This window comes from Thiocapsa sp., assembly GCF_018399035.1.
GTDB lineage: Bacteria > Pseudomonadota > Gammaproteobacteria > Chromatiales > Chromatiaceae > Thiocapsa.
Genome location: NZ_CP073760.1, coordinates 2,824,366 through 2,838,434, shown reverse-complemented (window position 1 = coordinate 2,838,434; position 14,069 = coordinate 2,824,366). Strand labels below are relative to the sequence as shown.

The following is a 14,069-nucleotide window of genomic DNA, read 5'->3' as shown; positions in this document are numbered from 1 at the left end:
GGAGAATCGACTCCTGCTGATTTGTCGCGTTCCTTGCCCTGACCCGGACACGGTCGCCGACCACGCCTTGGTTGACCCGAGGTTAGCAGAGGGCCGGCCGATGGGCCTAGTCGGAATCGGTCGCGCCACGGCGAAACGAACGTCCGGTCCGGGTACGCTCGGGTGCCGATCCTTTTGAAAACGAGCGGAACCTCTGCGCTTCCGTCCCTACGAGATCACGCCTATGCGCGAGCACACTGCAGTTCCCGGCGACCGACCGGGGACCCGTCACCTTGGAGCGCTGCGCCGGCTGCTTGGTTTCACCCGCCCCTACGGCTGGCAGCTCGCGGGGGCGCTGGTGGCACTCTTCGTCGGGGCCGGCTCGGTGCTCGCCTTCGGTCAGGTGATCCGCACCCTGGTGGATTCGGGCCTGACCAGCGGCTCGACGGCGGCCTTGGATCAGGCGTTGATGCTGTTTCTGACCGTGGTCCTGGCGACCGGCATCGCCGTGGGTGTGCGCAGCTATCTGCTTAATTGGATCGGCGAGCGGGTGGTCGCGGATATCCGCAAGAGCGTCTTTGATCGAGTGTTGTCGCTCGATGTCGGCTTCTTCGAGACGACCCGGGTCGGCGAGGTGATCTCGCGTCTGACCAGCGACACCGCCTTGCTCCAGGTCGTGGTCGGCTCGACCCTCGCGATGGTGCTGCGCACCGGGCTCCTGATGATCGGCGGCATCGTCATGCTCGCGATCACGAGTCCTGCCCTGACCGGCCTGGTCCTGCTCGGCGTGCCTTTCGTGATCCTCCCGGCCTGGCTCCTGGGCCATCGGGTGCGCCGTCTGTCGCGCGATAGCCAGGACCGGATCGCCGATGTCGGCGCCTATGTCGACGAGGTCATCCACGGGATCCGCACGGTGCAGGCCTGCTGTCACGAGCCGATCGACCGCGAGCGCTACGGCACACAGGTGGAATCCGCCTTCGAGGTCGCGGCGCGGCGTTCGCAGACCAGCGCCTTGCTGGCCGCGGTGTCGACCCTTCTGACCTTCGGTGCCATCGGGGTGGTGCTCTGGGTCGGCGGTCGACAGGTCCTGGCCGGCGCCATCAGCGGGGGCGAGCTCTCGGCCTTTCTCTTCTACGCCGTGGTGGTTGCCGGATCGGTCGGCTCTTTGAGCGAGCTGATGGGACAGTTGCTGCGCGGTGCGGGCGCGAGCGAGCGCCTGATGGAGCTATTGGAGTCCGAGCCGAGTATTCGCACCCCGCCCGAGCCGAAGGCGTTGCCGGAGCCTGCGCGCGGGCGCGTCGAATTCGACGCGGTGCGCTTCGTTTATCCGGCGCGCCCGGACACCCCGGCGCTCGATCGTCTCGATCTGGTCATCGAGCCCGGCGAGCGGGTGGCGCTGGTCGGCCCGTCGGGCGCCGGCAAATCGACCCTCTTTCAACTGCTGTTGCGCTTCTACGATCCGGTCGCCGGTGCGGTGCGGTTCGACGGCGTTGATCTGCGTGATCTGGCGCCCGCCGAGCTGCGCCGACACATGTCGCTGGTCCCGCAGGACCCGGTCATCTTCGGCGCGAACGCCTGGGAGAACATCCGTTACGGTCTCGTCGATGCGAGCGACGCGGATGTGCGCCGCGCCGCCGAGGCCGCCCACGCGGCCGAGTTTCTCGACCGCTTACCGCAGGGTTTCGAGACCTTCCTGGGCGAGCGCGGGGTCAGGCTCTCGGGCGGCGAGCGCCAGCGCATCGCCATCGCCCGCACCGTGCTGCGCAATCCGGTCCTCCTGCTGCTGGACGAGGCGACCAGCGCCCTGGATGCCGAGAGCGAGCGGCTGGTGCAGGAGGCACTGGAGCATCTGATGCAGGGCCGCACCAGCATCGTCATCGCCCATCGTCTGGCGACCGTGCGCACGGCCGACCGCATCCTGGTTCTGGATCAGGGTCGGATCGTCGCGAGCGGTCGTCATGACGAGCTGATGGCCGAGGACGGGCTCTACGCGCGGCTGGCGTCGCTGCAGTTCCAGGATGCGGCGGCGGTTCCGGCTCCGGCCCCGCCCGCGTTGCGGCTTGCGGTTCCTTGATGGGGAAATGGCGTCCCGGTCGATGTTGCCGGGGCGGGATGCATCAACGATCGTGACGATCAGGACGCGACGGATGAACCCTGCGCGTGCTTCGCGAGACAGATCGAGCACAACTCGAGTCGAAGCCGCTCGAGATGCAGTGGTTTGCTTATAAAGCCGTCCATGCCAGCCTCCAGTGCCTTGGTTCGATCCTCGGGGAAGGCATTTGCGGTGAGGGCAACGATGCGTGGCTGGCGGGGCAGATCCAGCGCGCGAATCCGCTGCGTGGTCTCGAGGCCGTCCATCCCCGGCATGATGAAGTCCATCAGAATCACGTCGAAGTCGTTCTGCTGGACCATCTCCAGTGCTTCGGGACCGGAAGCGGCAATCTCAGGCTGATGTCCGAGGCGCTCGGCCATGCGCCGGGCAAGCAACCGATTGACGGGATTGTCATCGACGATCAGAAGGCGAATGCTGGGTACCGTACATGGACAGACGTTGTTGTCATCTGCCGCATCGCGGGCGCTCGGCTCATCGTCAGCCCGCTGCAGGTGCACATCGAACGAGAACACGGACCCTTGCCCGGGGCTGCTGTCGCATGCGATCTCTCCGCCCATCTCCCGCACGAGCCGATGGCAAATGGCCAACCCCAGTCCGGTGCCTCCGAAATGTCGGCTGGTCGAGGCATCCGCCTGGGAAAACGGCTGGAACAGACGCGCCTGCTGCTCGGCGCTCATGCCGATACCGTTATCGGCGACGCGCACGCGCAAGCGCCAGCCGTCGGCCGTCTCGCCCGCTTCTGCCTCGATGCGCACCTCGCCGTGCGGCGAGAATTTCACTGCGTTGCCGATGAGGTTGGTGAGTACCTGTCTCAATCGGAGGCGATCTCCAATGACCCACTGCGGCAGTGGCGCAAGCTGCGTGCGTAGTCGCACGCGGTGAGGAGCTTGCTGTGCCTCGAACGAGCGCAGGGTACCCTGCAGCAGGTCGGCGGGGTCGAAGATCTCCTGCTCAAGCTGCAGCTTTCCTGCCTCGATCTTGGAGAAATCGAGGATATCGTTGATCAGCGCGAGCAGATTGCGACCATTATCGTGAATGATCAAAACCTGTTCCTGATGCTCGGGCGCCAAAGACTCAAGCGACAGGAGCTCGGACATGCCGATCACCGCGTTCAGTGGCGTGCGGATCTCGTGGCTCATCACCGCCAGAAAGTCGCTCTTCGCGCGGACCGCCTCCTCGGCGCGCTCGAGGGCCGCGTTCAGCTCGGCTGTACGCGCTTGGACCTGCTCCTCCAGCGCATCGGCCTGGCGTTGCAGTGCCTGATTGGCCTCATAGAGCTCAAGGCTTTTCTCTTCAAGCAGTCGCTCCGCCTCCTTGCGGGCACGCCGCTCGCGTTCGGCGCGCCGGAGCAGCCGGCCTGGATCGGTTGGCGTCTCGGTCATGTTCGGCTGAGCTCGAAGCGCACGTGCCCGCCCTTATCGTCCAGATCATGCCTCTGGATTGAGATGGGCGTCCCATAGTGCGCGATACACTGACGAATCAGACCCTCGGCCAAATCGCCCATGTGTCGGTCGGAGCGATAGAGCATGCTCAGGTGGTCCTGGTCCGGCCGATCAATCTCGAAGCGGGGCAGTTCTGCATTCGGATAGAGCTTGCGGACCTGCACATGGATCACATCCTCGATCCGTTCGAGAAAATCCAGGCTATTGTTGATCCCGTCGAAGAACTCGGCGTGATGAACGTGGAACCGCTCGAACAAGAACTCTCCAAACGCCCGAATCAAGTCCGGCGCCGGGGTGCCTGTGCGTTCGGACAGTGCTCCGACCAAGGCAACCATCTCGCGATGACTGTAGGTGCCGACGCTCGTGTAGGCGCCGCCCGAGGGCAGATCACAGGCGTCGATGATGTCATCCGCCATCTCCGGTGAGAACTCGGCCTCGACCATCTCGAGGAACTCCACGAATACAACGCCTTTCATGAGCTCGGTCCCCTTGGGCTTGTTGCCGAAACGTGGCGAATAGCTGATTTTTCTTGTCGGCCAATCCTAACGGAAGCCGGCAACGGTAGGGTAGTCATCACTCTTCTTCGGAGTGATGCGCTCGGGCACTGCACTCACCCCGGGACGATCTGGTCACATCGTCCCGGGACGATCGAAGGTTAGTCCCGGGGTCCGGGAGGAGCAAAGCCTTTGCGACCTACGGTTCCTGCATCATGGCCCCCGTCAAGATGCACTCTCCTCCTCGTCCGTCTCGACCGTCTTGGCCATCCGTTTGGCGAAGTAATAGATTCGTTTGAGCTTCTCGATGATGTCGATCTCGATCGTGTAGGCGGGGATCCGATTCGGTTCTTCCGCGACGAGGCGTTGTGCTTGATGAATGGCCGCGGAGTCGGCGATGTGTTGGATCTCCTGCTTCATGGAGGTCACGGATCGCGCGGCCAGCTCGTTGTTCTGCGCGACGGCCTGGACTGCGGCGGCGACCGAGCGTGTTACGACCTGATGGAAGCCCATGAGGACCTGGCGGGTCGGCCCGCTGATCGAGACACCGGCATCGATGCGCTCGCGGCCGAGTACGATCAGGTTGGTTTCGACGACGTCGCCGATGTTTTCCAAGTCGTTCACCGCCGCCATCAGGCGCATCAGGGTCGCGGTCTGCTTCTCGGTGAGCGATAGACGGCTGATCTTGCCCAGATAGGTGATGATCTGGGCGTGCAGCGTGTCCACATCGTTGTCCATCAGCTCGATCTCGCGCAGCGTGCGGCGATTGCCGCTGAGGATGGCCGGCATGATGCGCGACATCATCTTGTCCACGAGCTCGCCCATGTGCAGGACCTCCAAGCGAACGCGGTCGAGCGCCAACGACGGCGTGGAGAGCAACTCCTCGTCCAGATACTTCGCGCGCACCACGAGTGCCTCTGCGCCCGGGGGTTTGTCCGGAACCAGCCACTGCACGAGCCGCGCGAACTGCGTGGTCAGACCGATAAAAAGGAGCGTATTGGCGATATTGAATAGGGTATGTGCGTTGGCGATCTGCCGGGGGACCTCGGCGGCGAGTCGCGCGGTTCCCGACAGGTCAGGGTGGGCCGGCGAGATCAGCTGGGTGAAGGCCGAAAGCTGTCCGATGAAGCCGACCCAGATCAGGACGCCGCAGACGTTGAAGATGACATGCACCAAGGCGGCGCGCAGCGCATCGCGCGGTTTGCCGATGGCCGCCAGCAGGGCGGTGACGCAGGTCCCGATATTGGCCCCGAGGGCGAGCGCGATCCCGGTGGGGAGATTGATGAGACCCTGGCTCGCCAAGACGATCGCAATGCCCATGGTGGCGGCGGAGGATTGGATCAGCCCGGTAAAGACGGCGGCGACGAGGATGCCGATCGCCGGATTCTCGAGCCTCCGGACAAACTCCAGGAAGGGCTCGTAGGTCCGCAACGGCCCCATCGAGTCGCTCATGATGCTCATGCCGAAGAACACCATGCCCAAACCCATGAGGATGCCGCCGTATTGGCGAATCGCCTCCTGCGTGGATGCGAACTGCATCGTGAAGCCGATGCCGATCATCAACAGGGCCGCCTCGGTGATCTGAAAGGCGATCAGCTGCGCGGTGACGGTGGAACCGATGTTGGCGCCCATGATGACGCCCACGGATTGACTCAAGGTCATGAGTCCGGCGCTGATGAAGCCCACCACCAGGACCGTCGTCACGGAAGAGGAGTTGATGACGGCCGTGACGAAGGCGCCGGTGATGGCGCCCATGAAGCGGTTGGCGGTCAGCTTGGCCAGGATGTCCTTCATCCGCTCTCCGGCGACCGCCTTGAGCGCCTCGGCCATTTGGTCGATGCCATAGAGAAAGAGGGCGAGACCGCCGAAGAGGCTCATCGCCATCGTCCACCAGTGGATCGCCGGCGTGATCGCCTGGGTGACCTCGGGGGTCATCGCTGCGCCTCGTCGGGAGCGTCCGTCGGCGTGGGCCGGGTCGGCTCAATGGGGTTCGCGGGCTGTCGACTCGGGCTGATCCCGGCGCCTGCGCTGCGCACGAGCCGGTTGTAGACCTCCAGCAGGGGCTCGGCCGGATAGCAAAGCGGCAGCAGCCGTTTGTGGGCGCGCGTGAGGGTGCCGACCCAGTGCGGATCGGCACTGAAAACCCGCCGAAGTTGCGCAAGGTCTGAGGTGTCTCGCGCGCGATGCCCGGCCGAAGGCGCGGGGCGACCTCCGAGCACGCAGACGGCGTTCTCCGCCAAGCCGAGGCGCCGGAACATGCGGTTCAGATCGCGCCGTCCGTAGGTGCTGCTCGGGGCAGGCTCCGAGGGATGTCGGACCCGCGCGAGTCGGTCGGCCAGCTCCGGATGCCGGTCGATGTCCACGAGCGTCTGCCATCCCTCGGCCTCGATCGGCGGTGCGGCGTGTGCGGCAAGATAGCGCGAGGTGACGGCCACCAACGGCAGGCGGGCATAGAATCGCCGCATTGCGTCCCGATAGTCCGGTCCGCGTGATTGATGCAGGGCATCCTCCCAGAGGGATCCTTGCGGCAGCCCGGCGTGGCTGATCGACTCGGAAAAGCTGTCGTGATGGCCCCGCAGATAAAAGACCCGTTCGGGAAACCGCAGCTTGAGCCGAAAGATCAGATCCATCATCAGGATGGAGCTGTCCATCTCGGCGGCTTGCTCGGGTCGATCCGGATGTACGGCACTGCCCAGGATGATCAGGATCGCGCTGCCCTCCTCGAGGGCCTGAAGAAAGGCGTTCTGCGTCAAGATGACGAGCAGGTTGTCGATCCGGGCGCGCAGGTCGCCGACGAAGACGGGGGTGGCGCGATCGGGCAGGATCAGGAGACCGCCGGGTTGGCCGAGACGATTGAGCGCGCGATAGGGCTCCTGATCCATCACCGCGATCACCTGCTCGATCAGGTCCAAGGCGGGCGCGCGCGCCAAGGGCTCGATCGGTCCGCCGAGCACCCGTGCCAGACGCGCGAGCGCAAGGCGGCGCCAACGCGACATGCGCTCCATGAGATCGGTCGAGGCCAAAGGGGCGATGCAGACGCCCGCCGCCCCGGACTTGTTCTTGATGGACAGCCCGTCGGCCGAGAGCTTGAGCCGAAGATGCCGAGGCTCGACGGCGCGCGGGTAACGCAGCAGCAGGCGCTGCGTCGGGTCGTCGCGTCCCAGGGTCAGGGTATCGCCCTCGCTCAGTCGGATGAATCCGCTGACGTCGGAGAAATAGGTCATGGGGTCGACCAGGAGATAGCTGCCGCGGTGCTCGAAGCGGCCTTCGGCATCGAGCACCGGCTCCGGATAGAGGTGGAGCCGATAACCCTGCTCGCCGCCGAGCAGGATCTGCAGGGGCAGCGCGGGAGGCGGGAGCTTCACCGTGGACTTGCCCAATCGCAGCGACCCCCGAAGGTCGATGTCCGCGCACGGGTCGGCCTCGCGGATCAGACCGCGAAAGTGTCTCAGAAAGCCTTTGCGCTGGGCGTGGCTCGGGTCCGACATGGGCTGTTTGAATGACCCTCCGGGTCTGAGTCGTGATGCAGGATCCGCGCGATGGCCCAAGCGTCGCATTCCTGCCGATAGGCATCAACCGCGCGCTGGCTGCGCAACGCTCGGCAGGCGACCCTGTCGCAGCACGTCTTGAACAAACCGTCGCAGAGTTTTTCGTTGTCGTTGTCGTTTTCGTCCGGAATCCGACAACGACAACGACAACGACAACGAGCAGAGCTTTCGACGACGTTTCTTGGTTCCGGCTCTGCCGGGTTAGGGTAAGCTGGCGTCCGATCGGTTGAGACACGGGGGTTTGACCGGCCGTATCAGGCCCGGGAGGCAGGGTGAACAGACTCGCGAGCAGATTGCGTATCGGTGAGAAGATCGGGCTGGGTTTCGGTCTGGTGATCCTGATCTTTCTCGGGGTCATCGTTCACGACCAGGTGGCCCTGGCGCGCCTGAGTGCGGACTACGAGCGTCTCCACGCGCTCTACGGTGCACGCCAGTCCTATGCCTTCGGCATCGAGCGGCGGCTCGGTGCCATCCGCGCGGCTCAGTCCGCGTTTCTCACGACACGAGATCTCGGTGCGGTTGCGCAGGTGACACGCGAAGCAGCTGCCTTGGAGGCCAAGGCCGCCGGACTCGCGCGTCTCGACGAGACCTCGCAGCAGGCAGCGACCGAGATTCGAGCGTTGGTTGCCGACTATCTGTCGAGCTTCGAGGCGGTCGTCGAGGCATGGCGGGTCAAAGGGCTCGACGAGAACAGCGGACTGCAGGGCGCGTTTCGTCGGACCGCGCATGAGCTGGAGGCGCTGGCTGGATCGCTTGAGCAGACGACGGATTTCGAGGTTGCGATTCTCCAGCTGCGGCGTCGCGAGAAGGATTATCTGCTGCGCGGCGCCCCGACCTATGTCGCGATGGTGGACGCGATCCTGGCAAACACCGCCGAGCGCGTGATGCAGGCCCCGATCGCCGATCCGCAGCGCGAGGCGTTGACCGAGCGCCTCGCGGCTTACGGGCGCGATTTTCATGCGCTGGTCGAGCAGGACCGCCGGATCGAGGTGCTCGCGGACGCCATGGACGTTGCAGTCGGACGCATCAGGCCGCTGGTCGAGGCCAACCTTATCGAAGCCCGTCGGCTGATGACGTCGATGACCGATGCGATCGCGGATAGCGCGGCCGCGCGGGCGCGGATCAACCTGTTGATCGCGCTCGGGGCGACCCTCCTCGGGGCGCTCTTCGCCGTGATGATCACCTCGAGGATCGTCCGTCCGGTGCGCGAGATCGCAGGGCTGCTCGATCGCATGACCACCGAGACGCCCCGCGAACGCATCCCGACGGTGCCCGGTGCGCGCGACGAAATCGACGCCATGGCCGCTTCGCTCAATGTGCTGGCCGATCATAAATCGACCTTCGTCAACTGGTGGCGCAGTGCGATGCGCGAGGCGGTGGCCCTGCGTGATCTTCATTCCGCAGGCGAGGCGCGCGAGTGCGTGCGCGCGGCAACCGAGCTGCGTTTGGCCGTCGACGCCCGACTCGCCTCCATCCTGGCCGTTCGCGACGGGATCAAGCGCAACAGCGCAATGATCCAGGGACTCGTCGCGCATCTTCCGCAATCCGGAGCAAACCTTTCCTCGGCCGATGTGAAGAGGCTCAAGGAGGCCGCGGCGGGCGTGTCGGCGCTGTCGCAGATCCTCCAAGCGGAGTCGTGGGGTCCAGCGGATCGGCACGAAGGCACCGCGCCCGACCCGACGCGCTGAGAGTCGGCCGCGTCGTGTTAAGGAAGAGCTTCGATCGCACGCATCTTTTCATCGTAACGCGCTCGAAACTCCACGGGGAGCTCCGACTCTTTCACCCCGGCGCACCCGCCGTTCTCGTTGAGTATCTCCAGGAACTCGCGCTGAAGGCGTTCCTGGACCTTGCGATAATTGCGCTCGGGAAAGACGTCGTCCTGGACCCGCAGCACGGTCATGCGCATGCGGCTGGCGAGCAGCTTGTTGAGGTTCTCGGTGCGACGGTTGGAGCCGTCGCTGCGGCAACGCGAGTGGTAGAGATCCACCGCGTAGGCGGCCTCGACAGCTTCGATCAGAAGCTGTTTGGTCTCCTCGTCCAGAGGTGCTGCTGCGGCGCCTTCGATGCCGAGGCCCGCCCCGAGACCCACCATGAGGAGCACTGCGGCTGCACAACGGCGAAGCGGGCCTCTCCGGTTGCTCGGCCGATCCGGTCGGTCTTCCGATCGGGCCTGAGGGTCTCTGCTCTGTCCTTGTGGTTGAGAGTACAGGGCGCGCATCAGCTCCGTCCGTAGACCGGCACCGCGGCGCCGGTCACGCAGCGTGCGGCATCCGAGGCCAGAAAGAGGATGACATCGGCGAGTGCATCCAGAGGAACCCAAGTGTCGTGGTCTGCATCCGGCATGGCGGCGCGATTTTGCGGGGTGTTTAGGGTTCCGGGCAGAACACAGTTGACGGTAATCCCGTGCTGCTTCAGCTCCTCGGCGAGGCTCTCGGTCAGGGTAATGACGGCGGCCTTGGAGACGCAATAGGGTCCCATGTGCCCGGCCCCGCGAGTGGCCGCTCGGGCGGAAATGTTGACGATGCGCCCGCCGCTCCCGTCCGGGATCCGGGGTATCGCTGCCCGGCAGCAGTTGAAGACGCTACGCAGGTTCAGATCCATCAAGGAATCCCACTGTGCATCGGTCGTCTCGTCGATGGCCGGCCCCATCGCAAAGCCGCCGGCGATATTCGCGAGGACATGAAGGGCGCCGAAGCGGTCTGTCACGCCGCCGATCATGGCCGCCACTGCGGGAGGATCCAAGAGGTCGGTTGCAAAAATAGCCGACTCGCATCCCTCGGGCAGGGCGTTCTGCGCCGACTGCAAGGCATCGGGATCCAGGTCGATCAGGGCCAGTCGGGCGCCGCGGCGGGCGAAGGCAAGTGCCGTGGCACGGCCCAGATTTCCCGCGGCGCCGGTGACGGCAACGGTTTTCCCTGAGAATTCCTGCACGCTCATGACTCCTGGTTGCTGTGCCGACTGTTCAGGGCGCCCGTCGGCTCGACGCTCCTGCTTTAAGATTGGGGCTCGGGCCGGATGCCCAACCCGGGCGCGCTCCGTCGGTCGCCGATCCGCTCGGCTTCCTCATGCGGGCCGGGCGGGTTGCCTGTATCATTCTCGGCGTGATCAGTTTACCCGAATCAGCATATCAGAGCGGTCGTGGCTTCGTCCTTGGCGGAGACGTCCCATCCGTTCTACTGCGCCGTCGGTGGCGCCCGTGATCGAGCTCCTCTTTCTACTTCTGCCTGTTGCGGCGGCCTCCGGGTGGTGGGTCGCGCGTCGCGGCACGCCGGTTCGACGCAGCCGTGGATCGCCACCTCACCCCGCATTCCTGCGGGGTCTGAATTATCTTGTCGAGGAGCAGCCGGATAAGGCCATCGACATGTTCCTGGAGCTTGTCGAGGTCGACGGGGAGACCGTCGAGACCCACCTCGCGCTCGGCAGTCTGTTTCGACGTCGCGGCGAGGTCGACCGGGCGATTCGTATTCACCAGAACCTGATCGCCCGGAAGAATCTGGCCGCGGAGCAGCGCGGTGATGCCCTCTTCGAGCTTGGCCAGGACTACATGCGTGCAGGCTTGTTGGACCGGGCCGAATGCCTGTTTCAGGAGCTGGTCGGTCTCGGGTTGCACCGCCGGCGTGCGCTCCAGAGTCTGCGCGAGCTCTACGAGCAGGAGCGCGACTGGGCACACTGCCTGGAGGTCGCCGAGCTGCTCGAGCCGGCGAACGATCCATCCATCAGGGTCGCGATCGGCCACTACCATTGCGAGCTGGCCGAGGATGCTCGGCGCTGCGGCGATGCGGCGCGTGCGATGTCACAGCTGCACCTGGCTCGGGAGGCGGATCCGGAGTGCGTCCGCGCCACCATGCTCGAGGGTCGTGCCGCGCTGGAAGACGGCGATCCGCAGCGTGCGTTGGCGCTCTTTACGCACGTGGCGGAGCAGCGCGCATCGTATGTCCCTGAGATCCTGCCCGAGCTGATCGATGCCTTGCGGTACCTTGGACGCGACGATGTGCCCGCGGTTCTGGAAGACTTGGCCCAGCGGCATTCAAGTCCGGCATTGACGCTCGGTCTCAGCGATGTCGTCGCCCAGAGCCGCGGCAAGGAGGCTGCCATGGATCTGCTGACGCGTTATCTGACCCGGCATGCGGATTTGGCCGTACTCGAGCGTCTCTTCGAGCTGCAGGTCGAAGGGCCGTCGCAGGTGCAGGGTTTTTCGGTCGAACGGATGCGAGTCGTCTTGGAGGTGACGCGGCATTTGCTCGCGCGGCAGGCGGTTTATCGCTGCGAACACTGCGGTTTCGAGGCGCGCTCGCTGCATTGGCAGTGTCCTAGCTGCCGCTCCTGGGGAAGTGTCGTTCCCGTTCAGCCCGAGCCGATTATCGGCGAGGAGGTGCTGCATGAGCGACGTCTTGCCTGACCCTGCGAGGGGTGCGCACGGGATCTCCTCCGCCACGGCTCGCACGCTCGGCGCAGCGGGGATCGGCCGTGGGTCGTCGGACCCTGAGCTGCCGAGCGGTCCGGGATACCGGGCGCGGAACCCTGATCAAGCACACGAGGACCGGACGTGACGCAATCCAAACGCATTATCGTAGCGCTCGATTTCGCGAGCGAGGCCGAAGCGCTTGCTCTGGTCGAGCGGCTCGATCCGACGCGCTGCCGGCTGAAGGTCGGCAAGGAGCTGTTCACGCGATGCGGGCCGGTGTTCGTCGAGGCGTTGCAGTCTCGCGGGTTCGAGGTCTTTCTCGACCTGAAATTTCACGATATCCCCAACACGGTCGCGGGTGCTTGTGCTGCCGCGGCGGATCTCGGGGTTTGGATGGTGAACCTGCATATCTCCGGCGGGACCCGGATGATCGAGGCGGCGCGCACGCGACTCGATGCCATGTCGAGACGGCCGTTGCTGATCGGCGTGACCTTGCTCACCAGTCTGAACCGTGAGGATCTGAGCGCGGTCGGCTGTCCCGGCGAGCCGGGCGAACGGGTGCTCGCGCTCGCAGCCCTCGGGCATGCCGCGGGTCTCGACGGCGTGGTCTGCTCGCCCTTGGAGGCAGCTGCGGTGCGCGCGGCGCAGGGTCCTGATTTTCGGCTGGTTACACCGGGCGTCAGGCCCGCCGGTGCTTCGCTCGGTGACCAGGTGCGTGTGATGACACCGCGCGAAGCCCTCGCAGCCGGTGCGAACGACCTGGTTATCGGGCGCCCGATCACCGCGGCGGAGGATCCCTTGGCTGCGCTGCGGGCCATCGAGGATTCGCTTATGGCCTGACGTGCTCCCGACTCCGGCATGACCTGTCTCAACCGCGCATCTCGGTCCTGGTCCGAGCTGCCTGCTCACATTGAACGATCTTGAAGGAGAAGACGCGATGGCGAAGATTCGAAAGGCAGTGTTCCCGGTCGCCGGACTCGGGACCCGGTTCCTTCCGGCCACCAAGGCGAGCCCCAAGGAGATGATGTCGATCGTCGACAAGCCCCTGATCCAATACGCAGCCGAGGAGGCCGAGACCGCCGGTGTGACTCAGTTGGTCTTCATTACGGGCCGCAACAAGCGCTCGATCGAAGATCATTTCGACAAGGCCTACGAGCTCGAGGCGGAGCTCAAGAGCTCCGGCAAGCTGCAACTCCTTGACATCGTTCAGAACGTGATGCCGCCGAGTGTGACCTGCATCTATGTGCGCCAAGCCGAGGCCCTCGGTCTCGGGCACGCCGTACTCTGTGCCAAGTCCGTCGTGGGCGACGAGCCGTTTGCCGTCTTGCTGGCCGACGACCTGATCCACTCTCAAGGCAAGGGCGTGGTCGAGCAGATGTCCGACGTTTACGAGCGGTTCGGCTGCAGCGTACTGAGTGTCCAGGAGGTCCCGCGCGAGGAGACCAACAAGTACGGCATCGTGAAGGTCGAGCCCGGTCCGGACGGAGAGCTGCGGGTCGTCTCGATCGTCGAGAAGCCGGCCCCGGCCGATGCGCCTTCGAATCTGGCGGTCGTCGGACGGTATCTTCTGACGCCCAAGATCTTCGAGAAGCTCGAGCAGACCCGGGAAGGTGCGGGCGGGGAGATCCAGTTGACCGATGCGATCGCTGCCCTCCTCGAGGACGAGCCGGTGATCGCCTATCCCTTCCAGGGCAAGCGCTACGATTGCGGCAGCAAGCTCGGCTATCTCCAGGCGAATGTGGAGTTCGGCTTGGCGCACCCGGAGGTCGGGGAGCGCTTCTCGGCCTATCTGCGGGCCTTCGGGCAACAATAACGGCGCGACGGGCCCGGCAGCCGGGCTGTCGCTCCGAGTCGTCGGGGTCATGCCCGGAGCCTGCGTGCTCCGGCCTGGCCCCTCCTGTTGAGTCCCTTACCCCGCGAATCCCGAACACACTGTCACAAGACATTTCGTTGTCGTTGTCGTAGTCGTAGTCGTGCGAAGACTCGATTACGACAACGACAACGACAACGACAACGACAACGACCAAAGTTCTCGACAGCGCTTTTGGTTCCGGCTCTGCGAGGCAAGGGTCCCGCCCGTTTAAAGTT

11 protein-coding genes are annotated in these 14,069 nt (G+C 65.0%); 5 read left to right on the top strand and 6 right to left on the bottom strand.

Annotated elements, in window-relative coordinates; all coding sequences use genetic code 11:
* Nucleotides 1–223: 223 nt before the first annotated feature.
* A complete protein-coding gene (locus KFB96_RS12795) occupies nt 224–2,053 on the top strand; it encodes an ABC transporter transmembrane domain-containing protein (RefSeq protein ID WP_213458068.1) in 1,830 nt (609 codons plus the stop codon).
* Nucleotides 2,054–2,112: 59 nt separating this feature from the next.
* Here KFB96_RS12795 and KFB96_RS12790 read toward each other — a convergent pair whose 3' ends face one another.
* From KFB96_RS12790 to KFB96_RS12775, 4 genes are all read right to left on the bottom strand, one after another.
* The gene (locus tag KFB96_RS12790) at nt 2,113–3,474 is read right to left on the bottom strand and encodes an ATP-binding protein (RefSeq protein ID WP_213458069.1); all 1,362 of its coding nucleotides are present in this window, start codon (nt 3,472–3,474) and stop codon (nt 2,113–2,115) included.
* The gene (locus KFB96_RS12785; RefSeq protein WP_213458070.1) at nt 3,471–4,010 is read right to left on the bottom strand and encodes a heme NO-binding domain-containing protein; all 540 of its coding nucleotides are present in this window, start codon (nt 4,008–4,010) and stop codon (nt 3,471–3,473) included. Before KFB96_RS12785 ends, KFB96_RS12790 begins: the two co-directional genes overlap by 4 nt.
* Nucleotides 4,011–4,253: 243 nt before the next feature.
* A complete protein-coding gene (locus KFB96_RS12780) occupies nt 4,254–5,963 on the bottom strand; it encodes a Na/Pi cotransporter family protein (protein ID WP_213458071.1) in 1,710 nt (569 codons plus the stop codon).
* Nucleotides 5,960–7,516, bottom strand: a complete 1,557-nt coding sequence (locus KFB96_RS12775; protein WP_213458072.1) for a metallophosphoesterase — start codon at nt 7,514–7,516, stop codon at nt 5,960–5,962. The genes KFB96_RS12780 and KFB96_RS12775 overlap by 4 nt, the downstream gene beginning before the upstream one ends.
* A gap of 332 nt (nt 7,517–7,848) precedes the next feature.
* Here KFB96_RS12775 and KFB96_RS12770 point away from each other — a divergent pair, with 332 nt between their 5' ends.
* Nucleotides 7,849–9,264, top strand: coding sequence for a hypothetical protein (locus tag KFB96_RS12770; RefSeq protein WP_213458073.1), 1,416 nt, complete (start codon nt 7,849–7,851; stop codon nt 9,262–9,264).
* A 17-nt stretch (nt 9,265–9,281) separates the two neighbouring features.
* Here the strand turns inward: KFB96_RS12770 and KFB96_RS12765 are convergent, their stop codons facing one another.
* Both KFB96_RS12765 and KFB96_RS12760 read right to left on the bottom strand, forming a co-directional pair.
* Nucleotides 9,282–9,668 (bottom strand): hypothetical protein, encoded by a 387-nt coding sequence (locus KFB96_RS12765; RefSeq protein ID WP_213458249.1) that lies wholly within the window; start codon nt 9,666–9,668, stop codon nt 9,282–9,284.
* 125 nt (nt 9,669–9,793) lie between these two features.
* Entirely contained in the window at nt 9,794–10,513 is a 720-nt protein-coding gene (locus KFB96_RS12760; protein WP_367115055.1) for an SDR family oxidoreductase, read from the bottom strand.
* A gap of 259 nt (nt 10,514–10,772) precedes the next feature.
* Here KFB96_RS12760 and lapB point away from each other — a divergent pair, with 259 nt between their 5' ends.
* From lapB to galU, 3 genes are all read left to right on the top strand, one after another.
* Complete coding sequence (lapB, locus tag KFB96_RS12755) at nt 10,773–11,975, top strand: lipopolysaccharide assembly protein LapB (RefSeq protein ID WP_213458075.1); 1,203 nt, start codon at nt 10,773–10,775, stop codon at nt 11,973–11,975.
* A gap of 147 nt (nt 11,976–12,122) precedes the next feature.
* Nucleotides 12,123–12,821, top strand: coding sequence for an orotidine-5'-phosphate decarboxylase (gene pyrF, locus KFB96_RS12750; protein ID WP_213458076.1), 699 nt, complete (start codon nt 12,123–12,125; stop codon nt 12,819–12,821).
* Nucleotides 12,822–12,918: 97 nt separating this feature from the next.
* Nucleotides 12,919–13,794, top strand: coding sequence for a UTP--glucose-1-phosphate uridylyltransferase GalU (gene galU / locus KFB96_RS12745; protein ID WP_213458077.1), 876 nt, complete (start codon nt 12,919–12,921; stop codon nt 13,792–13,794).
* The last annotated feature ends 275 nt before the right edge of the window (nt 13,795–14,069 follow it).

What these genes read in the sequence shown, in the direction of transcription:
- KFB96_RS12780 (WP_213458071.1), bottom strand. Translation starts at nt 5,963, where the DNA reads ATGACCCCCGAGGTCACCCAGGCGATCACGCCGGCGATCCACTGGTGG.
- KFB96_RS12785 (WP_213458070.1), bottom strand. Translation starts at nt 4,010, where the DNA reads ATGAAAGGCGTTGTATTCGTGGAGTTCCTCGAGATGGTCGAGGCCGAG.
- KFB96_RS12790 (WP_213458069.1), bottom strand. Translation starts at nt 3,474, where the DNA reads ATGACCGAGACGCCAACCGATCCAGGCCGGCTGCTCCGGCGCGCCGAA.
- galU (WP_213458077.1), top strand. Translation starts at nt 12,919, where the DNA reads ATGGCGAAGATTCGAAAGGCAGTGTTCCCGGTCGCCGGACTCGGGACC.
- KFB96_RS12760 (WP_367115055.1), bottom strand. Translation starts at nt 10,513, where the DNA reads ATGAGCGTGCAGGAATTCTCAGGGAAAACCGTTGCCGTCACCGGCGCC.
- KFB96_RS12795 (WP_213458068.1), top strand. Translation starts at nt 224, where the DNA reads ATGCGCGAGCACACTGCAGTTCCCGGCGACCGACCGGGGACCCGTCAC.
- KFB96_RS12775 (WP_213458072.1), bottom strand. Translation starts at nt 7,516, where the DNA reads ATGTCGGACCCGAGCCACGCCCAGCGCAAAGGCTTTCTGAGACACTTT.
- KFB96_RS12765 (WP_213458249.1), bottom strand. Translation starts at nt 9,668, where the DNA reads ATGGTGGGTCTCGGGGCGGGCCTCGGCATCGAAGGCGCCGCAGCAGCA.